At 42.1% G+C, this 19,856-nt stretch carries 20 protein-coding genes; 14 read left to right on the plus strand and 6 right to left on the minus strand.

Annotated elements, in window-relative coordinates:
• Position 1: 1 nt before the first annotated feature.
• Entirely contained in the window at positions 2–547 is a 546-nt protein-coding gene (locus RUMAL_RS08820; protein WP_013498397.1) for a SpoIIIAH-like family protein, read from the plus strand.
• A 157-nt stretch (positions 548–704) separates the two neighbouring features.
• Positions 705–2,684 (plus strand): NAD-dependent DNA ligase LigA, encoded by a 1,980-nt coding sequence (gene ligA, locus RUMAL_RS08825; RefSeq protein WP_013498398.1) that lies wholly within the window; start codon positions 705–707, stop codon positions 2,682–2,684.
• Positions 2,685–2,749: 65 nt separating this feature from the next.
• Here the strand turns inward: ligA and RUMAL_RS08830 are convergent, their stop codons facing one another.
• The 3 genes from RUMAL_RS08830 to RUMAL_RS08840 all read right to left on the minus strand — a co-directional run bounded on the left by RUMAL_RS08830 (position 2,750) and on the right by RUMAL_RS08840 (position 4,741).
• Complete coding sequence (locus RUMAL_RS08830) at positions 2,750–3,943, minus strand: ATP-binding protein (protein WP_013498399.1); 1,194 nt, start codon at positions 3,941–3,943, stop codon at positions 2,750–2,752.
• Between the two features lie 166 nt (positions 3,944–4,109).
• The gene (locus RUMAL_RS08835; protein ID WP_154662765.1) at positions 4,110–4,469 is read right to left on the minus strand and encodes a hypothetical protein; all 360 of its coding nucleotides are present in this window, start codon (positions 4,467–4,469) and stop codon (positions 4,110–4,112) included.
• Positions 4,466–4,741, minus strand: coding sequence for a hypothetical protein (locus tag RUMAL_RS08840; RefSeq protein WP_013498401.1), 276 nt, complete (start codon positions 4,739–4,741; stop codon positions 4,466–4,468). The genes RUMAL_RS08835 and RUMAL_RS08840 overlap by 4 nt, the downstream gene beginning before the upstream one ends.
• Before the next feature lie 169 nt (positions 4,742–4,910).
• On the opposite strand from RUMAL_RS08840, the gene RUMAL_RS08845 reads away from it, so the two are divergent.
• The 10 genes from RUMAL_RS08845 to RUMAL_RS08890 all read left to right on the plus strand — a co-directional run bounded on the left by RUMAL_RS08845 (position 4,911) and on the right by RUMAL_RS08890 (position 15,877).
• A complete protein-coding gene (locus RUMAL_RS08845; protein WP_013498402.1) occupies positions 4,911–8,624 on the plus strand; it encodes a phosphoribosylformylglycinamidine synthase in 3,714 nt (1,237 codons plus the stop codon).
• A gap of 106 nt (positions 8,625–8,730) precedes the next feature.
• Positions 8,731–9,783 carry a S66 family peptidase gene (locus tag RUMAL_RS08850; protein WP_013498403.1) on the plus strand — a complete coding sequence of 351 codons (1,053 nt, stop codon included), beginning with the start codon at positions 8,731–8,733 and terminating at the stop codon, positions 9,781–9,783.
• Between the two features lie 121 nt (positions 9,784–9,904).
• Complete coding sequence (locus RUMAL_RS08855; RefSeq protein ID WP_013498404.1) at positions 9,905–10,279, plus strand: hypothetical protein; 375 nt, start codon at positions 9,905–9,907, stop codon at positions 10,277–10,279.
• A 77-nt stretch (positions 10,280–10,356) separates the two neighbouring features.
• A complete protein-coding gene (locus tag RUMAL_RS08860) occupies positions 10,357–10,836 on the plus strand; it encodes an Lrp/AsnC family transcriptional regulator (protein WP_013498405.1) in 480 nt (159 codons plus the stop codon).
• Entirely contained in the window at positions 10,833–12,014 is a 1,182-nt protein-coding gene (locus RUMAL_RS08865; RefSeq protein WP_013498406.1) for an aminotransferase class I/II-fold pyridoxal phosphate-dependent enzyme, read from the plus strand. The genes RUMAL_RS08860 and RUMAL_RS08865 overlap by 4 nt, the downstream gene beginning before the upstream one ends.
• Positions 12,001–12,900 carry a 4-(cytidine 5'-diphospho)-2-C-methyl-D-erythritol kinase gene (gene ispE, locus RUMAL_RS08870; RefSeq protein WP_013498407.1) on the plus strand — a complete coding sequence of 300 codons (900 nt, stop codon included), beginning with the start codon at positions 12,001–12,003 and terminating at the stop codon, positions 12,898–12,900. Before RUMAL_RS08865 ends, ispE begins: the two co-directional genes overlap by 14 nt.
• Before the next feature lie 22 nt (positions 12,901–12,922).
• Positions 12,923–13,924, plus strand: a complete 1,002-nt coding sequence (locus tag RUMAL_RS08875) for an FmdB family zinc ribbon protein (protein WP_013498408.1) — start codon at positions 12,923–12,925, stop codon at positions 13,922–13,924.
• A 14-nt stretch (positions 13,925–13,938) separates the two neighbouring features.
• The gene (locus RUMAL_RS08880; protein WP_336470078.1) at positions 13,939–14,829 is read left to right on the plus strand and encodes a radical SAM protein; all 891 of its coding nucleotides are present in this window, start codon (positions 13,939–13,941) and stop codon (positions 14,827–14,829) included.
• A gap of 14 nt (positions 14,830–14,843) precedes the next feature.
• Complete coding sequence (locus RUMAL_RS08885; RefSeq protein WP_013498410.1) at positions 14,844–15,194, plus strand: hypothetical protein; 351 nt, start codon at positions 14,844–14,846, stop codon at positions 15,192–15,194.
• 155 nt (positions 15,195–15,349) lie between these two features.
• Positions 15,350–15,877 (plus strand): HD domain-containing protein, encoded by a 528-nt coding sequence (locus RUMAL_RS08890; RefSeq protein ID WP_013498411.1) that lies wholly within the window; start codon positions 15,350–15,352, stop codon positions 15,875–15,877.
• Between the two features lie 96 nt (positions 15,878–15,973).
• Here the strand turns inward: RUMAL_RS08890 and RUMAL_RS08895 are convergent, their stop codons facing one another.
• The 3 genes from RUMAL_RS08895 to RUMAL_RS08905 form a co-directional block, all read right to left on the minus strand.
• A complete protein-coding gene (locus RUMAL_RS08895) occupies positions 15,974–16,849 on the minus strand; it encodes an IS1595 family transposase (protein ID WP_013498412.1) in 876 nt (291 codons plus the stop codon).
• Between the two features lie 123 nt (positions 16,850–16,972).
• Positions 16,973–17,731, minus strand: coding sequence for a YdcF family protein (locus RUMAL_RS08900; protein ID WP_013498413.1), 759 nt, complete (start codon positions 17,729–17,731; stop codon positions 16,973–16,975).
• Between the two features lie 126 nt (positions 17,732–17,857).
• Positions 17,858–18,088: an HPr family phosphocarrier protein gene (locus RUMAL_RS08905; RefSeq protein ID WP_013498414.1), complete on the minus strand. Its 231-nt coding sequence runs from the start codon at positions 18,086–18,088 to the stop codon at positions 17,858–17,860.
• Between the two features lie 238 nt (positions 18,089–18,326).
• Between RUMAL_RS08905 and mtaB the strand changes: the two genes are divergently transcribed.
• Positions 18,327–19,631 carry a tRNA (N(6)-L-threonylcarbamoyladenosine(37)-C(2))-methylthiotransferase MtaB gene (gene mtaB / locus RUMAL_RS08910; RefSeq protein WP_013498415.1) on the plus strand — a complete coding sequence of 435 codons (1,305 nt, stop codon included), beginning with the start codon at positions 18,327–18,329 and terminating at the stop codon, positions 19,629–19,631.
• A gap of 35 nt (positions 19,632–19,666) precedes the next feature.
• Positions 19,667–19,846 (plus strand): hypothetical protein, encoded by a 180-nt coding sequence (locus tag RUMAL_RS08915; protein WP_013498416.1) that lies wholly within the window; start codon positions 19,667–19,669, stop codon positions 19,844–19,846.
• Positions 19,847–19,856: the final 10 nt, after the last annotated feature.

The following is a 19,856-nucleotide window of genomic DNA, read 5'->3' on the forward strand; positions in this document are numbered from 1 at the left end:
TATGAAAAAACCAAGTTTTATTATAGGCAAAAAACAGATAGTATTAGCAGGCATGACACTTATGCTCGGCATAGCTGTATATGCAAACTATGCAGTTACTTCATCGGGCGGTGAGATCAAGGTTACTGACAAGATACAAAAGCCTACTGTAGAGTATGGTGAAGCGGAACTTGTAAGTGCGGACAAGAATACCGAGGATTATTTTGCCAGAGCAAGGTTAGATCGAATGAATGCCCGCGATGAGGCAAAAGAAACCCTTAAAACTATTATTAACGGTGGTGATGCCACTGAGGAGGAAAAAGACGTTGCAGCTAAAGAAGCTGCTGCTATGACCGGTCTTATGGAATCAGAAAGCAAGATAGAATCACTTGTAAAGGCAGCAGGTTTTACGGATTGTGTGTGCTATCTTGACGGAGATAATGCTAATATAGTTGTTAAAGCAGGCGATGAAGGTCTGATAGCGAGCGAAGCGGCTGCCATAAAAGACATTCTTCTGAGCGAAGTTTCCATTCCCAATGAGAATATCCGTATATTCGATGTAACCTGATATTTAAATGTATTATGCTGAGATGTACCCGTACTATATTATAAAAGTGCGGGTATATTTATGATAAAAAGATAGTTCTGAAGGAGATTTTTCGATTGACTTTGATAAACCGATATGCTATAATATCTTTAATATATCGAGAAAGGCGGCAGTAAAAATGTCTGAAAAGGAAAGCGCAAAAAAAAGGATAGATGAGCTGGTCGAAATCCTCAATTATCATTCAAGGCTTTATTATGTGGAAGACAGGAACGAGATCTCCGATTATGAATATGATATGCTTCAGAATGAGCTTAAAAAGCTTGAAGCGGCAAACCCTGACCTTATACGCAAGGACAGCCCTACTCAGCGTGTAGGCGGTGAAGCTGTTTCTGGCTTTGAGAAAGTTACCCATAAAGTTCAGATGGGTTCTTTGCAGGACGTTTTTTCCTTTGATGAGGTACGAGAGTTCGTTGACAGGGTCAGGGAGAGTGTAAGCGATCCTGTATTCGTAGTTGAACCCAAAATAGATGGCCTGTCCGTTTCTCTGGAATATCATGACGGTCAGCTGACAGTAGGTTCTACTCGCGGTGATGGATTTGTTGGAGAGAACGTAACTGAAAATCTCAAAACTGTACGCTCGATTCCTGTTACGATAGACAGTTCCCTTCCGATGATAGAAGTCCGCGGCGAGGTATATATGCCTCGAAATGTTTTTCTAAGTCTTATCAAAGAGCAGGAGGATAATGACGAACAGCCTTTTAAAAATCCCAGAAATGCAGCAGCAGGGTCACTAAGGCAGAAAGATCCTAAGATAGCGGCTAAACGCAAGCTTGATATATTTGTTTTTAATGTACAGCAGGTCGATGGCAAGGAACTTACTGCACACAAGCAATCGTTGGATTATCTGAAAGAACTGGGGTTCAAGACGGTTCCCGACTACAAACAAGTGAGCACTTCTGATGAGATAATTGCTCGTATAAATGAGATAGGGGAGAGCAGATTTGATCTTCCTTATGATATTGATGGCGTCGTTATAAAAGTTGACGATTTCAAGCATCGTGATATTCTCGGTGCAACGGCAAAAGTTCCTAAATGGGCAGTTGCTTATAAATTTCCTCCGGAAGAGAAGAACACAAAACTTATCGATATAGAACTGAATGTCGGAAGGACCGGCGCAGTTACACCTGTCGCTGTATTTGAACCTGTTTTTCTGGCAGGTACTCAGGTATCACGTGCGACGCTTCATAATCAGGATCTTATAATAGAAAAAAATATAAATATTGGTGATACAATAAGGGTACGCAAGGCAGGTGATATCATTCCCGAAGTTTTAGGCTCGGTCGAAAAGAATTCAGAAGGTGCTTTCATGCTTCCCGATGAATGTCCTGTATGTCATACAAAGCTTGTAAAGTCCGAGGATGAAGCAGCTGTGCGTTGTCCTAATGTTGAATGCCCTGCACAGATATTCCGCAGTATAGTTCATTTTGCCTCAAAGGGAGCTATGAACATCGACGGATTAGGTCCGCAGATAGTTCGTTTGCTGCTTGACAATAAATTAATAACTTCTGTGGCAGACCTTTACAACATCAAGGAAGATGATCTTTTGGCTCTTGACAGTTTCAAGGAAAAGTCAGCACATAATCTTGTTACTGCTATTGAAAAATCAAGATCGGTCTCCCTTGACAGACTTATATTCGGTCTGGGTATAAGAAACATAGGTCAGGCTTCAGCAAAGCTTCTTTGTGCTAAATTTGGCGGACTTGACAGTATAATGTCAGCAACAGCCGAGGAAATATCCGGTATCGACGGATTCGGTGTGGTCATGGCACAGAGCGTCTATAACGCTTTTCATGAGGAGCATATGATAGCTTTGATTCAACGTCTAAAAGAATGTGGAGTAAATACCGAATATGAAAAGGTACAGCAGGATGACCGCTTTGCAGGAAAAACTTTTGTTCTGACAGGTACTCTTCCCACATTAAAAAGAAACGATGCCAAGGAACTCATAGAAAAGTTCGGTGGAAAGGCAAGCGGTTCTGTTTCAAAAAAGACAGACTTTGTTCTTGCAGGTGAGGAAGCCGGCAGCAAGCTTACAAAGGCACAGGAACTTGGCGTTAAGATCATTTCCGAAGAAGAATTCATGGAGATGATAAAGTAAAGCATCACATACTGATATTCTCAGATAAAATGGCCCCCGTACTTTTTTGTACGGGGGCCTGATCATTATTCGGTACCTTTGATGTATTCAATGAACTGTTTTGCAACACGCGGCGAACGTCCGCCTTTTGAAAGTGCAAATCCTTCCGCTTTTATCTCCAGTTCTGCACGGTCGGTCTTAATCTCGTATTCATCAGCCATTTTGTTTATAAGATCGAGGAATAGTTTTTTATCAGGCTTCTGGAATGTAACAGTAAGTCCGAAGCGGTCAGATAGCGAAAGAAGTTCCTGCATGGTATCCTTGAAATGTATCTCATCGCCTTTTCGTGCCGTGAAAGTTTCACGTACCAGATGACGGCGGTTAGATGTGGCATAGATCACCAGATTTGAAGCCGTAGAAGCTACACTGCCTTCGAGAATAGCTTTCAGTGCGGCGTAGTCGTTGTCGTCCTCGGTGAAGGACAGATCATCGATGAAGATAATGAATTTCAGCGGATTCTTACTAATTTTTTCGACGATGTTCGGTATCTCATGCAGTTGTTTCTTTTTCAGCTCGATAAGCCTGAGACCTTCACAAGCATACTCGTTTGCGATAGCTTTAACAGTCGAGGATTTGCCTGTGCCACAGTCGCCGTAAAGCAGAACATTATTGGCAGGTTTGCCTGCAAGCAGTGCCTTAGTGTTTGCTATGACCTGTGATCTTTCATTTTCATAATCATGGAGCTGTGACAGTCTTATTGGATCGGCGTGCTCAACATGGGTCATAATTCCTTCCTTGATGATAAAGATATTGTGCTTTGAATAAATGCCATATCCTATCTTCTTTATATCATGAACTCTCTGTGCATATATCTGCGAGAAATCCCGTGGGCTTATTTTGTACTCAGGCAGAAATCCGTCATAATTGATCTTCGATATGAATTCGCTGCTGGGGATAGTTGCCAATTCTTCAAGAAAAGCCAGTTCATTTGCAAGACAGTTGTCAAGCATCGTACCGGTTTCAAGATCTTGGCCTTTTTTGAGTATAAAAATATTATCATCCTCAAGAACTATTTTCATCATGTATTCTGTGAGATCATCTCCGTAATTATACAGTTCGGAACACATATCGCAGTAGAATTGTATGGAGTCCCCGGTATTATTCTCCTGTATTGACTGTATTGTCTGTATCATATTTAAGATCACAGGATCGTTTTTCCTTAGTTCTCTGAATATTACAAGACTCCTTATCTGTTTTAATATTTGCTTGAAGTCATTCATTTTATTTTCCTCCATTTTATCTTAAACAGTATCTTGAACGGAACAGTCCGTTTTATTTTGCTAGTATTTTATCCTGCCGATGCACTGCATCAGACAGCAAGCCGGCAGTTTTGAACGATATGTATAGGCTCCCGTTCTCAGTGATATTCTTTCAGACAGCGTTTTATCACCAGAACAGTCCGTTTTTTATCTCAGCTATCTTATAGCCGCTTTTTTGCAGAAGTTCATACCCGTTCACCGTACAGGTCTTTCGGCTGACAAAAGCGCCATCGCCCAACAGTGAAAGCACCAAAGCCGCGCCGCTTGGTCTGTCAGTCATAAAGCTGACACTCTCGCCGTCTTTCACTGCCCTTATTACTTCGGGAAAGATGTCTTCTTCGTCATCGCCTCCACGCGGAAAATACACCTTGACAATAGCAGTTTTATCCTTTTCTGGCGATAATTTCACATTTATCCCGCCATTAAAGCATATAAGGCAGACATACCTTGCACCGCCGACAGTCAGCACGCGGGTCTTTTTCTTCAAAGTACCACCCACTTCTCACCGACCGCCGATCTTTCAGCCGACTGCCCGTCTCCAAGCTCCGCCGTTTCACCGACGGTATTATCCAGCTTATAGATATATTGGAGCGATACCAGCCTTGCATCTTCATTACTGTGATGACCGCCGCATAAAAATTGCCAATATCCGTCATCATCGTGAGAAACATAAAGCACGGGCTCACCCTCATCAGTAATATGGCAGCAGGTAAAAACTGCCACATCGGGGGAGTCAGCAAAAGGAAAAGTGTTTTTCACTTTTTTCACCTCGCTTAAATACTTTTATATTATATAACATTTTCACTTATAAGTCAATGTTTAATAATTAAGTCATTGACAAGCACCCCCAAGATGTAGTATAATATAACATATATCGATACATTCTGTATCAGGGATAAGTAAAATAATCTGTAAAGGAGCTGCTGATATGTCAGTATACAGAATTTATGTAGAAAAAAAGCCGGAATTTGCAGTAGAGGCTGATTCGCTGCTGGGCGGTATCAAATCTGCATTGGGTCTAGAGAACCTCAAGGGTATGCGTGTTATAAACCGCTACGATGCAGAAGGTCTGCCTGTAAAGGATTTTGAACTCGCTATACCTGTGGTATTTTCCGAGCCTGCGGTCGATGTAACATACGATCATCTCCCCGCTGTCGGCGAGGACGAACAGATATTTGCAGTTGAATATCTTCCCGGTCAGTTCGATCAGAGAGCCGATTCCTGCGCGCAGTGTATCTCGCTGCTGACAGCAGGCAAGCGTCCTGTTATCAAGTCTGCACGTATTTACATTGTAAGCGGCAGTCTTTCCGATGAGGAACTTGCTCAGATCAAGCACTACATCATAAACCCAGTTGAGTCGAGAGAGGCTTCTCTTGATGAATTTGAGACACTGGATATCAAGTATGATATCCCCACAGAAGTTTCAACTGTTGAGGGCTTTATTGATTCATCCGAGGACGATCTCAAGGCAATGCTCAGCGATCTTGGCCTTGCTATGGATCTTGATGATATCAAGTTCTGCCGTAAGTATTTCAAGGAGCAGGAGAAGCGTGATCCTACTATCACCGAGATCAGAATGATCGATACATATTGGTCGGATCACTGCCGTCACACAACATTCTCAACTATTGTTGATAATGTTTCTATTGAGCCCGACTATATCGCAGCTACCTTTACCGATTATATAAATGCCAGAAAAGACCTCTACGCAGGCAGAACAGACAAGCCCATAACCCTTATGGATCTGGCTTGTTTCGGTGCTAAGCAGCTCAAGAAGGCAGGTCTGCTGAAAGATCTGGATGAGAGTGAAGAGATCAATGCTTGTTCCGTAAAGATCAAGGTCGATGTTGACGGTGTTGATGAGGACTGGCTGTTGATGTTCAAGAACGAGACGCACAACCATCCCACTGAGATCGAGCCTTTCGGCGGTGCAGCTACTTGTCTCGGCGGTGCTATCAGAGATCCGCTGTCAGGACGTTCGTATGTATATCAGGCAATGCGTGTAACAGGTGCAGGTAATCCACTTGTTCCCGTTGAAGACACTATCGCAGGTAAGCTTCCTCAGAGAAAGCTTGTAGTTGGTGCTGCTAACGGTTATTCTTCCTATGGTAACCAGATCGGTCTTGCTACTGGTCACGTAAATGAGATATATCACCCCGGATACGTTGCAAAGCGTATGGAGATAGGTGCTGTTATCGGCGCTGCTCCAGCTTCCAATGTAAGGCGTGAAAGACCTGCTCCGGAGGATATCGTTATCCTGCTGGGTGGTAAGACCGGACGTGACGGCTGCGGCGGTGCAACAGGTTCATCAAAGTCCCATACACTGCATTCTCTTGAGACCTGCGGTGCTGAAGTTCAGAAGGGTAATGCTCCCGAAGAAAGAAAGCTCCAGAGACTGTTCAGAAATCCTGAAGTTACTGCTATGATCAAGCGCTGCAACGACTTCGGTGCAGGCGGTGTATCCGTTGCTATCGGTGAGCTCGCTGACGGTCTTCAGATAAATCTTGATCTTGTTACAAAGAAATATGACGGCCTTGACGGTACAGAACTTGCTATCTCCGAATCTCAGGAGAGAATGGCTGTTGTTATCGCCAAGGAAGACCTTGAAAAGTTCATGGCTGAGGCTGCTAAGGAAAATCTTGAAGCTACTATGGTAGCGAGGGTTACTGAAGAGCCCAGACTGAGAATGAACTGGAACGGTAAGACAATAGTTGATCTTTCCAGAGAGTTCCTTAACTCCAACGGCGCAGAAAAGCACACTGATATCGAAGTGCCTACTCCTGTATTTGCAAATGATGATGGCGGTGCAGACACGGCTGACCGTTGGGAAGCTATGATCTCTAACCTTAATATCTGCTCTCAGAAGGGTCTTGTAGAACGTTTTGACTCCACTATCGGTGCAGGTACTGTACTTATGCCTTACGGCGGTAAGTATCAGAACACTCCTACTCAGGCTATGGCTTGCAAGCTCCCAGTACTTAATGGTGAAACTACCACAGCTTCTGTAATGGGCTGGGGCTTTAATCCTTTCCTGTCCAGTGTAAGCCCTTACCACGGTGCAATGTCCGCAGTTGTTGAATCAATATCCAAGGTTATCGCGACCGGTGGTTCTTACAAGCATTGTTGGCTGACATTCCAGGAGTATTTCGAGAGAACTCAGAATGATCCTTCAAGATGGGGACAGCCTTTCTCCGCACTGCTTGGCGCTTATAAAGCTCAGATAGAACTGGGCTGCGGCTCTATCGGCGGTAAGGACTCAATGTCGGGTACTTTTGAGAATATCGACGTTCCTCCTACTCTTGTATCTTTTGCAGTTTCCACTGCTAAGACTGATAAAGTCATCTCACAGGAGTTTAAAAAGGCAGGCTCCAAGGTAATACTCATCAAGCCTGAATATGATGCAAATAATCTCGTTAACTTCGACAGCCTGAAAAAGGTATTCGAGAAGGTCGAGAAGCTTATAGCTGACGGCAAGGTACTGTCCTGCTGGTCTGTAGCTTACGGCGGCGTTTCCGAGGCTGTTGCTAAGATGGCATTCGGAAATAAGATCGGTTTCAAGTTTATCGGTAAGGTAACTCCTGCTGAACTCTTCCGTGCTTGCTACGGCAGCTTCGTTATCGAACTCGCTGACGGCGTTGATGCTGATGAAAGGATCATCGGTATCACAACAAATGATTATATCATCGAAAACAACGACTATACTGTTGACCTGAATAAACTTCAGGCACTGTGGGAAGGCAAGTTGGAACCCGTTTACCCCGTTCACGTAAGCGAGCCAGCTGAAAAGCCCAATAAGTATACCTTCAAGGCAGAGGAGAGAAAAGCTCCGGCTATAAAGGTAGCTAAGCCTAAGGTGCTTATACCTGTATTCCCCGGTACCAACTGCGAATACGATACGGCAAGACAGTTTGAGAAGGCCGGTGCTGAGGCTGAGATATTCGTGGTAAGGAATCTATCCGAGCAGGCAATCAAGGAATCTGTTGATGCTATGGAAAAGAAGATCAAGCAGTCACAGATTGTTATGCTGCCCGGCGGTTTCAGCGGCGGTGATGAGCCTGACGGAAGCGGTAAGTTTATCGTATCATTCCTGCGCAATCCCAAGCTGACAGATGCTATCCATGATCTTCTTAAAAATCGCGATGGTCTGATGCTTGGTATCTGCAACGGTTTCCAGGCTCTGGTAAAACTGGGTCTTGTACCTTATGGTGAGATCGTTGATATGCGTGATGATTCACCCACACTGACATTCAACACTATCGCAAGACATCAGTCCAAGATGGTAAATACACGTATCGCTTCTAACAAGTCGCCTTGGCTGGCAGCTTGCGAAGTAGATGATATCCACAGTATAGCTATCTCTCACGGTGAGGGAAGATTCGTGGCTACTGCTGAGGAGATCGCCAAGCTTGCAGCTAACGGTCAGATCGCAACACAGTACGTTGACTTCGACGGCGAACCCACATTTGATATCCACTGCAACCCCAACACATCATTCGATGCTATCGAGGGTATCACTTCGCCCGACGGCAGAGTGCTGGGTAAGATGGGTCACTCCGAAAGAATGGGCAACGGTGTATGCATCAACGTTCCCGGTGCAAAGGATCAGAAGATCTTTGAGAGCGGCGTAAAGTATTTCAAATAATCTGATATCCTGACAATCGTCCGTGAAAGCGGACGATTGTTTTTTGCGTTGATTGACTTTCAGTTCCAGTTATGTTATAATTGTCCACATGAAAGGAGCGATAAAAATGTTAATACCTTCAAGACTTAAAAAGGGGAGTAAGATTGCGATCGTTTCGCTTTCATGGGGAATACTCGGTGATCCGAGCAGTTCTTTCTGTATTGATCTCGGAGTAAAACGCATGAAAGAAATGGGGTTGGAACCTGTTTTCATGCCCAACGCGCTTAAAGGTGAAAAGTTTATCCAAGATAATCCCGATGCCCGCGCATCCGATCTGAAAGCTGCTTTTGCGGATAAAAATATTGACGGTATATTCTGTGCAATCGGCGGTAATGACACTTTCAGGACGCTGCCGTTCCTCATAGATGACCCTGAGTTTGTAAAACTTGTTCATGAACATCCAAAGGTTTTCATGGGTTATTCAGATACAACGGTTAACCACCTGATGTTTTACAAACTTGGCTTACAGACTTACTACGGCCCTTCTTTTCTTGATAATTTTGCAGATTATGGAAAGGATATGTTGGAGTATACTAAAGAGTCGGTAAAAACTCTTTTTTATGGTCATACTTTATCCGAGATACATCCTGCACCGTTATGGTTTGAAAACAGGAAAGACTTTTCCGAAAGTCAGCTTGGTGTGCCGCGCATATCACATAAAGAAGAGCACGGATTTGAACTTTTGCAGGGTGATGAAGGATTTTCAGGTGAACTCATCGGAGGCTGCCTTGAAAGCATCAGTGATCTGCTGACAGGTGACTGTCATTCCGAAGAGAAAGTTATATGTGATAGATATGGCATTTTCCCGGAAAAGGATGAATTACATGGCAAAGTGCTGTTCATTGAGACCTGTGAGGAATGTCCATCGCCTGAGAAGTTTGCTTATGAACTCGAACAATTGAAAAAGCGAGGCGTTTTTGAAGCAGTAAATGGTGTCATAGTGGGTAAGCCTTATGACGAGATATACTATGAAGAATATAAGCCTGTGCTTAAAAGGGTCATTGATGACCCTGCACTTCCTATACTCTATAACGTTAATTTTGGTCATTCGCATCCCAAGACCATACTGCCATATGGTGCCGGTGTAATATGTCTCAGGGGCAGGATCGTTTTCACTTGAAAACTGTGTTATATACTTTTGTTTGTTGGTGTCTTTACTTTTTTGAGTATATATGATATAATTAAGACAGTACTGTTAAGAGCAGTACTGTCTTTAATCTTTATTATGTCGGTGATAGAAAATGGATGACAAGCAGCTGCTTATAGAAAAGTATCATCTTATACATGAAAACAATGCGTGGTATTCGGACAGGGAAAACTCTCATAAGCATCTTATTTTTAAAGATGTTTTCTATGAGCGGAACGATGTCATTGGACTGCTTTTTCGCATAAACAAGCTTTGTGCTGCCAAGGTAAAATACTTTCGTGCAAATATAGATAAATTTGATCCGATGAAGTATGACTATAAAAATGGATTTATATCCGTCCCTCTGTGGGATGCTGATTTCCTGAAACATCGTGCATCCGGATTTATCATTGATTTCAGGTATTTACAGACTATTACTGTATATGAGGATTTTATTGCTCTTTGTGAAGAGCTTGAGCGTTTTGAATGATAATACAAACAAAGCTAAACTGTGGCATAAAGCTTATATTAGTGATCTGCCACTGTCATCGAGAAGGAGGTCTACTTATGGAAAAACTGCTGAAACTTTTAAAGTCAAATGCAAGACTCTCAAATGCCGAACTTGCTGTAATGCTCGGTAAGACTGAGGGTGAGGTCGCCGCGGAGATAGAAAAACTGGAAAAAGACGGAATAATTACCGGTTATACTGCTATAGTTGACGAAGCTGTGTATGATCCTAATTCTGTTACCGCTTTGATCGAATTAAAAGTTACCCCACAGTCACAATCCGGCTATGATGATATAGCTAAATCCATAGCAGCTTATGATCAAGTAGAATCCGTACGACTAATGTCAGGAGTATATGACATACTGGTATCAGTTACAGGTACAAATATCCGTGAAGTTTCAAGATTTGTTGCTGAAAATCTAGCAGCTATGGATGGTGTGCAGTCTACAGCAACTCACTTTCTGCTGAGAAGCTATAAAGTCAATGGTATATCCGTTACTGCTGATGATAAAGATGAGAGGGGATTGATGTTCCCATGATAGATTACAATAAGATCCTTTCTCCTGCTATTGTGGATATGAAGCCATCCGGCATACGAAAATTCTTCGATATTGCACAGCAGCTGGAGGGTGTTATCTCTCTTGGTGTTGGTGAACCTGATTTCAAAACACCGTGGGTGGTCAGACGTGAAGCGATAAACGTACTGGAAAAGGGCAGAACTTCTTATACTGCAAATGCAGGTCTCGCAGAACTCCGCAAAGAGATAGCACGTTATTTCAGCGACAGGATAGGTGTAAACTATGATCCCAATGATGAGATAATCGTAACCGTAGGAGGTTCTGAGGGAATAGATCTTTGTATCAGGTCCATTGTAACAGCAGGTGATGAGGTATTGATAGTTCAGCCTTCATTTGTCTGTTACAGCCCCATAGTTACACTATGCGGAGGAGTTCCTGTGCCTATAGAGACTAAGGCTGAAAATGAATTCCGTCTTACTGCCGAGGAATTAAGAAGTAAGATAACCGAAAAAACAAAACTTCTGGTTCTGCCTTTCCCGAATAATCCCACAGGTGCGATCATGCGCAGAGAAGATCTTGAAGAAATTGCAGAAGTTCTTCGTGATACAAATGTCCTTGTTCTCTCTGATGAGATATATTCTGAGCTTACATACAGCGGAAAGCACGTTTCAATTGCGTCCCTTCCTGGGATGAGAGAGCGTACAATTGTCATAAACGGATTTTCAAAGGCTTATGCCATGACAGGCTGGCGACTTGGTATCGCTGCTGCCCCCCGGGAGATAACATCGCAGATGCTTAAACTCCACCAGTACGCTATTATGTCTTCACCGACAGTCAGTCAGTTCGCAGCGATTACAGCACTAAGGGAATGTGATGAAGATATCGCAAAAATGCGTGATGAATACGATATGCGTCGTCGTTATCTCGTTGATGCTTTCAATAAGCTTGGTCTTGATTGTTTTACGCCTCAGGGTGCGTTTTATGTGTTCCCATGTATCAGAAGTACCGGGCTTTCAAGCAGCGATTTTTGTGAAAAACTGGTTTACAGTAAAAAAGTTGCTGTTGTTCCGGGTAATGCATTCGGTGATTGTGGCGAGGGTTTTGTGCGTGTCTCCTATGCATATTCTCTAAGCCACCTCAGAGAAGCGATAAAGCGTATCAGCGAATTTTTAGAGGAGCTTAAAAATGGCACTGTATAATAATATCAAAGTCAAGGCATACGGCAAAATAAACCTTTTGCTGGATATAATAGGAAGGCGTGAAGACGGATATCATATGCTTAATACCGTCATGCAGACGGTAAGTGTGTATGATACGCTTGAACTTTCGATAGACGCTGATTCTCCGGAAGGTATAGAGATTGTTTGCGACAAGGAGGGATTCCCCCTTGACAGCAGTAATCTTATCTGGAAGGCAGCTGAGTTATTCAAAGAGTATACGGGTATCACTTTCGGCGGAAAACTTATAGTCAAAGTTGAGAAAAATCTGCCGTCTCAGGCAGGTATGGGCGGCGGCAGCGCCGATTGCGCGGCCATGCTGAAAGCTATGAATACATTCTTCTGTACACTGAAAGATGAGGATGAACTCTGTGAACTTGGTGCAAAGCTTGGTGCAGATGTTCCGTTTTGTATAAAGGGCGGTACAAGGCTATGTCAGGGTATAGGTGAGATAACAAATAAGCTGCCATCCATAGACTGTGCTTTTGTTATAGTCAAGCCGGATGTCAGTGTTTCCACACCTGAGGCTTATAAGCGTTATGATCTTATGAAATCTCCTCCGAGGAGCCATCTCGATTATTTCCTTAAATCGCTTGCTTCCGGTAATGTTTTCTCCACTATCATATACCTCTTCAATGTTTTTGAAGCAGCCATAGACCAGCCGGAGATAGCACAGGCTAAACAGACCCTAAAAGAGGCAGGTGCCCTCAATACACTTATGACAGGCAGTGGTTCAGCTGTATTCGGTGTTTTTGAAAATGAAAAATATGCTGAACAAGCTGCTGCAAAACTTTCAGGCAAGTATAATTACTGTGAGGTATGTGTTCCCGTAAAGAGTGGATATGAGCTTATGTGGGTCAACAGATAGTATAGGAAAGGAAGGCAATTGAATGAACTATAAATGTAAATTCTGCGGATACAGATTCAAGGACAAGGATGAACAGATATGTCCTGAATGCCTTACTGCCCGTGAAGATGATATTTCCTGTGGTATTTTCGGTGAAGACGAACACAGCCATGAACGTTTCGATGCTGATAATTTCTATGATGGTCGTGTTGTAAAAAGTGATACGTTCAAAGACGGTAAAGCAGATTTTCTGAAAGAAGAACGCCGTGAAGAGAACCGCGCTGCTGCTGCAAAGTACGAACGAAGAAATGGTGGAGATATCAACGTTGAGGCAACTCCGTCTCCTAGACTTTCAATAAATACGCAGTCATATAATTACGGTAACCAGTTTTCTGCAGTAAATAAAACAAATAGCCCTAAGAAGAAAAGCAGCGGTAAGGGTTGTGCTGTGTTTATTATTATTTTGATAATGCTCGGTATGTTCGGTGATAGGATACCTGAACTGATTGACAAAATCAAGGAAGAAATAAATAGCACAAATAACAGTTCTTCCCAAGTCAGCAAAAATACCAAAGAACCCGAGATACAGGGTATTAAGGGTTCAAAATCGATCGACTGTGATTTTGACATTTATTTGGAAAGTTTTGATATCAGCAGCATGACCTATGACGAAATGACTATTTTCCAGAAGCCTAATATTTTTTATTCGGATAATGACAACTGGATTCCAGTCGAGGAAAGTGATCAGCGTGACTTAAAGTCTATGAAAATGACTTTTGTTTTTGAATACCCCGATCACAAAAAAGTAGAATCAGAAGATGTAGAGATAAAAGATATCTACAGCTTTGGATATAATGCCGATAATGAGGCTACTAGTTTATATACCGGTTCAATTAATGATACTAACATTGTTAGTATCAAAAGAACTGTTCTCAGCCCCACCATGTTTTTTGATGCAGGTTCTGAATCGGGATACATATTTATTGATCTTGATTATAAGGGCAAGGAGGTTACATTCACTTTCCCTGTTGAATTAATAGAATAATGATTAGTAAAGAATTGCTGAAAAGCTGCAAACTTTGTCCTCGTAAATGCGGTGCTGAAAGGTTTGCAGGTAAATTGGGATTCTGCCGCGCGGGGGCAGAGATAAAGATAGCACGTGCAGATCTTCATATGTGGGAAGAACCTCCTATCAGCGGTACTAACGGCTCGGGTACTGTCTTTTTCTCAGGCTGCAATCTGCAGTGCTGTTTTTGCCAGAATCATGTGATATCTGCTGAGGGAAAGGGCTTCGTGCTTACTGCGAAAGAACTTGCCGACACGTTTCTGATGCTGCAGGATAGGGGTGCTCATAACATAAATCTTGTAACCGCGGCTACCTATGTTCCGCAGATAATTGAAGCTCTTGACATAGCAGGGGACAAGCTTAACATACCGATCGTTTACAACAGCGGCGGATATGAAAACATTGAAACACTTGAAATGCTGAGAGGCTATGTGGATATCTTCCTGCCTGATCTGAAATATTACTCAGGTGAGCTTTCTTCAGATTATTCCGGTGCTTCTGATTACTTTGGGTGTGCATCAAGGTCGCTCATTAAAATGCACGAGCTTGTAGGTTCGCCAAAGTTTGATGAAAACGGAATAATGAAAAGGGGAGTAATCGTAAGGCATCTTGTATTACCCTCATGTCGTCATGATTCCGCTAAGATCATCGGCTGGCTGGCAGATAATTTCACACCAAATGAGATACTTATAAGCCTTATGAGTCAGTATACTCCTATGTATAAAGCAAAGGATATCGAGGCGCTGTCCCGCAGAACGTCAACCTTTGAATATGAGTACGTTTGCAGACTTGTTGAAGGCTGTGGATTTGATGGATTTTTCCAGCAGAGAAGCGCTGCTGAGGACAAATATGTCCCGGAATTTTTTGATAAGAAATACTATTGATATCGGAGCAGCAAATGAAAGAATTTAAATTACAGCCATTGCGGATATGTGCAGGTTGGAAAGTAGCCTATAATAATTTCTCGGAATATGACCCTGAGAAAGATGAATCGGAATATTCATACGAGCTATATGAGGATCTTTTGCAGCTTGAAAACAACGAGCTTCTTATTGATCTCGGTTGGTATCCGCATGGTGAACTTGAGGGAAGTTATAAACTGTATATGGTCAATATCACTTTTGAAGCACCCTTTCAACATCCACTTGAAGTTTTTTCTTCTCGCTCAAAAACGGAGATACTTGAAAAGCTTGAATACTGGACAAATTCTGGCTTTTATCAGAAGTATATCAGGCCTACTGTAAAATGATATAATTATCTCTTAAATATTAATCGATTTGTAATAACTAACCCTTGACAATCAGTACAAAATGCGTTATAATGACAATAAGAACTATGAATTGGTTCTTATCACAAAACAAACACATAATACTGATTGACAGATAAAGAAAAGAGGGAATGCCGATGTCTAAAGCTATGGGTTCAAGATACTCTGTTGAAACCTCCAAGGAGAGCAGAGAGTATTTTGAGTTCGTCAAGGATCTTCTTGATAATGAAGTAGTGCGTGAGATGAAGAAATTCAGACACCACTATAGTACAACCTGTTACCAGCATTGTCTTAATGTGTCATATTATAATTATATCGTCTGCAAAAAGCTGGGTCTGAATGCGAAAGCCGCTGCGAGAGCCGGTATGCTCCATGACCTGTTTCTGTACGACTGGCGCGATGAGCCAAGGAAAAAAGGCGAGCTGCCTCATGGTTTTACTCATCCAAGGATAGCTCTTGAAAATGCTAAGGAGCATTTTGAACTGGACAAGGTCGAGGAAGATATGATAATCAAGCATATGTGGCCGCTGACAGTTAAATTGCCCAAATATGCAGAGTCCTATGTTATAGTTATGATCGACAAATATGCCGCTATGCTGGAGTTCGGTGTTCACTTCAAGAACGTTCTTTCAAACACTGTTCACTCCATACACAAGCATAATTAAGATGCCTGATACAGAAAACAACAAGTCTCCTGCGCTGATCCCGCAGGAGACTTTATTTTTTTAAATGGTTATCCCCTTAACACACCACAAGTAAGATCACTGCACCAAAGCAGCCAAGAGCCTTAAATACGCACTGTTTCCCAGCTTACGACGGTTGAATTTGTAACAGTATTCGGCAGCATATAACGCTGTGTGGATCTTTTCGTTTCCGTGGTAAGTTCCCATGATCATTGCTTTGAAGTTTGAAATAACTTTATGCATCCAGTTCAGCTGACCGCTTGTCGGATCATATGTCTCAAAAACATGGAAGTATTTCTGTGCCAGCGGTTTCTTGTAACTTCGAGCATTATCACTCTCGATCTTCGAGCCAGCGCGGATATTATCCCTGGCAAATCTACCCACAGTTATACCCTTTAAATTCGGCACATCGCTCATTTTAACGTACTCGAGATTTCCTGCTGCGTTCTTTGATAAAGCTACGATCATCTTGACTTTTTCAGTACCTCTGCCGCGCTTTTTACCGTGAGTCGGAGCACCGAGATAGGTGTCGTCAAGCTCAACTATACCGTCCAGCAAATAGCGTTCTTCACGGCATTTCATAGCTTTTCTGATGCGATGAAGGATGTACCATGCAGTCTTGTAGGTCACCCCCAAAGACCTCATCAGCGTAACAGCAGAAACACTGCATTTGTTGCTCATAATGAGGAATGCGGTGACTATCCACAGTCTGAGCGGAATATGTGTTCTGTGCATAAAAGTTCCGTTTGTGGCGGAAATATCTGCTTTACATAACTTGCAGCGCAGCAGATGACGTGACCTTATCCTGCGGTACTCAGAGCCACCGCAAAACGGGCAGGCAAAGCCCTTTTCAAAGCGGATATCAAGCAGAAAATCCTTGCAAAAGCTTTCATCTGCGAACTTTGAGTATATCCCATCAAGTGTGATCTCAGGTTTCGGAAATCTTTTTGACATAGCGACAGCTCCCTTCGGTTTCTGTCACTATTATACTATATTTTCTGAGTTTTGAGGTCTGTTTATTTGGACAGCATTGTAAATTATCTGTGGTGTGTTAAAGGGATAACCATGTTTTTTTATTTAATTTCCAAATACGAAGAAATGAGTTAGACCCAGCCATTCACGTACCCAGTAGGTCGGAACATATTTGGGCTGTGTATTGGCGGAATAGGCGGTCACGTTTTTAGCGCCCTCCTGCTTTGCGATAAGACTAGCGCGGTATTGGTGGAAACCGTCTGTAACTATCGTGATATCTCTGCCGCAGCCAAGTTTATCTGTTATGGCGAAAGAAAATTTGATATTCTCAAATGTGTTGGTAGATTTGTCCTCCATTATAAGACGGCTTTCATCAGCGCCTTTTTCCACAAGGTATCTTCGCATACCTTCTGCTTCGGAGATTTTTTCATCGCTGCCTTTCCCACCTGAGAGGACTACCAATGCATCGGGATGTTTTTGCATAGCTTCGTATGCAGCATCAAGTCTCCTCCTGAGCATTCGTGAAGGTCTTTCGCCCTTGACCTTACAACCGAGAACTATTATCAGGTCGGTTTCTTTAGGTTCATTTTCCTGTGCCTGGTACATTTTTGCGGAAAGTATACCAACATAGGTGAATCCGACAATTAGGAATAATATTACAGCTGTGATAATGCCTTTGCCCCACGCGTGTGACCATAGAATTTGTAGTAATTTGAAAAAATGAGCGTGTGCAGCTGTCGCCGCTATGAGTATTCCGAAAAAAGCAATTCCCGCAATATTTCCAGCATTTAATATTGGAAATGGTGCGATAAATAGCAACAGAAAAAATATTTCAACCGCCAGTATTACGTATTTAAAAGTCATTGTTAGTGCTCCTTTTTTTAGTATGATACTATTATAACATAGTGTACTGAATGATGCAACTTATTTTTTTCTTAAAAAAACAGCAGACCCGAAAGTCTGCTGTTATACATCTCTTATTTACTCAAATTATTCAACGATGAATTTCTTTATCTCTGCGAAGAACTTGTCAGCGTCATCTGTGTGAGCTGTCAGCTGAATCGGGTTAGACAGATCGAGGCTGAATATACCCATTATAGACTTAGCGTCAACTGCATATCTTCCTGATGTCAGATCAACATCAAAATCATACATCATAACGATGCCAACAAATTCCTTAACTGCCTGAATGGAATCAAGAGATATCTTAACCTTTTTCATATCGGTTCCTCCTTTAATATCATGACTCTATAATTTAAATTTCTCCCGGCAGATCAACTGCCTACAATAATATTATAATCATATTTTCTAAAATGTCAAGTTATATTTGCAAAAAAAAAGAAAATATGGTACAATAGTCAATAGATGAGGTTAATCAAAGCTTCAATTGTGTGAACTCTACAATTGAGATGCCTTTATTTTGTGCATATCCAACATATTTCGAGGTGGGCTATATTATATGAAAATATTCTACTATACTTTCGGCTGTAAGGTAAATCAGTACGAAACTGAAAATATCCGTGAAAGATTTGAGCAGGAGGGAGACACTGCTGCAGCGGATATAGCTTCAGCAGACGTGTGTGTTATAAACAGTTGTACGGTTACCGAACAGGCGGATTCCAAGTGTATGCAGATGCTGAGAAGGATACGCAAGGTCTCACCTCGGGCTGTAACTGTTCTTGCTGGCTGTTTTCCGCAGGCATTCAGTGATAAAGCAGAGAAGCTTACCGAATGTGATATCATAGTAGGAACAGATGACAAAGGACGTATACCCGAGTTTACAGATAGATTTATGAAAACAGGTGAGAGGATCATAAGTATCCGTAAACATGAAAAGGGTGAAAAATTTGATACTATGACAAACAAATGCAGCGGAGAAAAAACACGGTCGTATATTAAGATACAGGATGGCTGTGATTGTTATTGCAGTTACTGTATAATTCCGTATGCAAGAGGTCATGTCAGATCAAAACCAATGGAAGATGTTGTACGTGAGGCATCGGAGAATATTGCCGCAGGTCATAAGGAGCTTATACTTACAGGTATAAATCTGTGTTTTTATGGAAGAGATCTTTCTGAAAGACCAACTTTGACTGATGTTGTAGAGAAAGTATGTTCACTGGACGGTGAGTTCCGAGTAAGACTTGGTTCTATAGAGCCTGAAATGATGCTTGCCGATGATATAAAACGTTTATCGGTGTTGGATAAACTTTGTCCGCATTTTCATCTTTCATTGCAAAGCGGATGTGACAGTACTCTGAAGAATATGAACAGACGATATGACTCTTCTGGATATGCTTCACTATGTGCTACTATTAGAAATTATTTTCCTGATTGTGCATTAACTACTGATATAATGGTGGGCTTTCCCGGTGAGGATGAAAAGGCTTTTGAAGAATCGCTTTCATTTGTTGAAGAGATAGCTTTTGCAGAAGCTCATATATTTCCTTATTCAAGACGTGCAGGTACTAAAGCAGACAGTTTTACAGATCAGGTACCTCAGCATATAAAACATGAAAGGGCAAAGCGTATGGCTGAGGTATGTGCTGAATCCAAATCCGGGTTTTTAGCTGGTTGTGTCGGAAAAGTATTTGATGTTCTTTTTGAACGAGAGACCGAGGCAGATTGGCACAGCGGCCATGCACCGAATTATGTTACAGTGAAAGTAAAGAGAAACAGTCCGTCAGATTCACTTCGCAGACAGATTCGTAAGGTTCGTATAATATCGTCAGATAAAGAAGTTTGCTATGGAGAATTTGTATAGACCTGACATTGATCGGTCTTTATGGAGAAATTATTATGAAAACAATGATTTCACTTATAACTTCTGCTACAACTACACTCACCGCGATCCCTGCGATCAGCGTTTCGGCGGGAAAATCAGAGTATTCGCGTTGGGAAAAGTTTCTGAAATACGATAACAGGCTTGATGTCTTTGACTATATAATGATGAAAAGAACATTGTTAAAGGATCTTTGATACATTATAT

The sequence above is a fragment of the Ruminococcus albus 7 = DSM 20455 genome (assembly GCF_000179635.2).
Classification (GTDB): Bacteria; Bacillota; Clostridia; order Oscillospirales; family Ruminococcaceae; genus Hominimerdicola; species Hominimerdicola alba.

What these genes read in the sequence shown, in the direction of transcription:
- RUMAL_RS08820 (WP_013498397.1), top strand. Translation starts at nt 2, where the DNA reads ATGAAAAAACCAAGTTTTATTATAGGCAAAAAACAGATAGTATTAGCA.
- ligA (WP_013498398.1), top strand. Translation starts at nt 705, where the DNA reads ATGTCTGAAAAGGAAAGCGCAAAAAAAAGGATAGATGAGCTGGTCGAA.
- RUMAL_RS08830 (WP_013498399.1), bottom strand. Translation starts at nt 3,943, where the DNA reads ATGAATGACTTCAAGCAAATATTAAAACAGATAAGGAGTCTTGTAATA.
- RUMAL_RS08845 (WP_013498402.1), top strand. Translation starts at nt 4,911, where the DNA reads ATGTCAGTATACAGAATTTATGTAGAAAAAAAGCCGGAATTTGCAGTA.
- RUMAL_RS08850 (WP_013498403.1), top strand. Translation starts at nt 8,731, where the DNA reads ATGTTAATACCTTCAAGACTTAAAAAGGGGAGTAAGATTGCGATCGTT.
- RUMAL_RS08855 (WP_013498404.1), top strand. Translation starts at nt 9,905, where the DNA reads ATGGATGACAAGCAGCTGCTTATAGAAAAGTATCATCTTATACATGAA.
- RUMAL_RS08860 (WP_013498405.1), top strand. Translation starts at nt 10,357, where the DNA reads ATGGAAAAACTGCTGAAACTTTTAAAGTCAAATGCAAGACTCTCAAAT.
- RUMAL_RS08865 (WP_013498406.1), top strand. Translation starts at nt 10,833, where the DNA reads ATGATAGATTACAATAAGATCCTTTCTCCTGCTATTGTGGATATGAAG.
- ispE (WP_013498407.1), top strand. Translation starts at nt 12,001, where the DNA reads ATGGCACTGTATAATAATATCAAAGTCAAGGCATACGGCAAAATAAAC.
- RUMAL_RS08875 (WP_013498408.1), top strand. Translation starts at nt 12,923, where the DNA reads ATGAACTATAAATGTAAATTCTGCGGATACAGATTCAAGGACAAGGAT.
- RUMAL_RS08885 (WP_013498410.1), top strand. Translation starts at nt 14,844, where the DNA reads ATGAAAGAATTTAAATTACAGCCATTGCGGATATGTGCAGGTTGGAAA.
- RUMAL_RS08890 (WP_013498411.1), top strand. Translation starts at nt 15,350, where the DNA reads ATGTCTAAAGCTATGGGTTCAAGATACTCTGTTGAAACCTCCAAGGAG.
- RUMAL_RS08895 (WP_013498412.1), bottom strand. Translation starts at nt 16,849, where the DNA reads ATGTCAAAAAGATTTCCGAAACCTGAGATCACACTTGATGGGATATAC.
- RUMAL_RS08900 (WP_013498413.1), bottom strand. Translation starts at nt 17,731, where the DNA reads ATGACTTTTAAATACGTAATACTGGCGGTTGAAATATTTTTTCTGTTG.
- RUMAL_RS08905 (WP_013498414.1), bottom strand. Translation starts at nt 18,088, where the DNA reads ATGAAAAAGGTTAAGATATCTCTTGATTCCATTCAGGCAGTTAAGGAA.
- mtaB (WP_013498415.1), top strand. Translation starts at nt 18,327, where the DNA reads ATGAAAATATTCTACTATACTTTCGGCTGTAAGGTAAATCAGTACGAA.
- RUMAL_RS08915 (WP_013498416.1), top strand. Translation starts at nt 19,667, where the DNA reads ATGAAAACAATGATTTCACTTATAACTTCTGCTACAACTACACTCACC.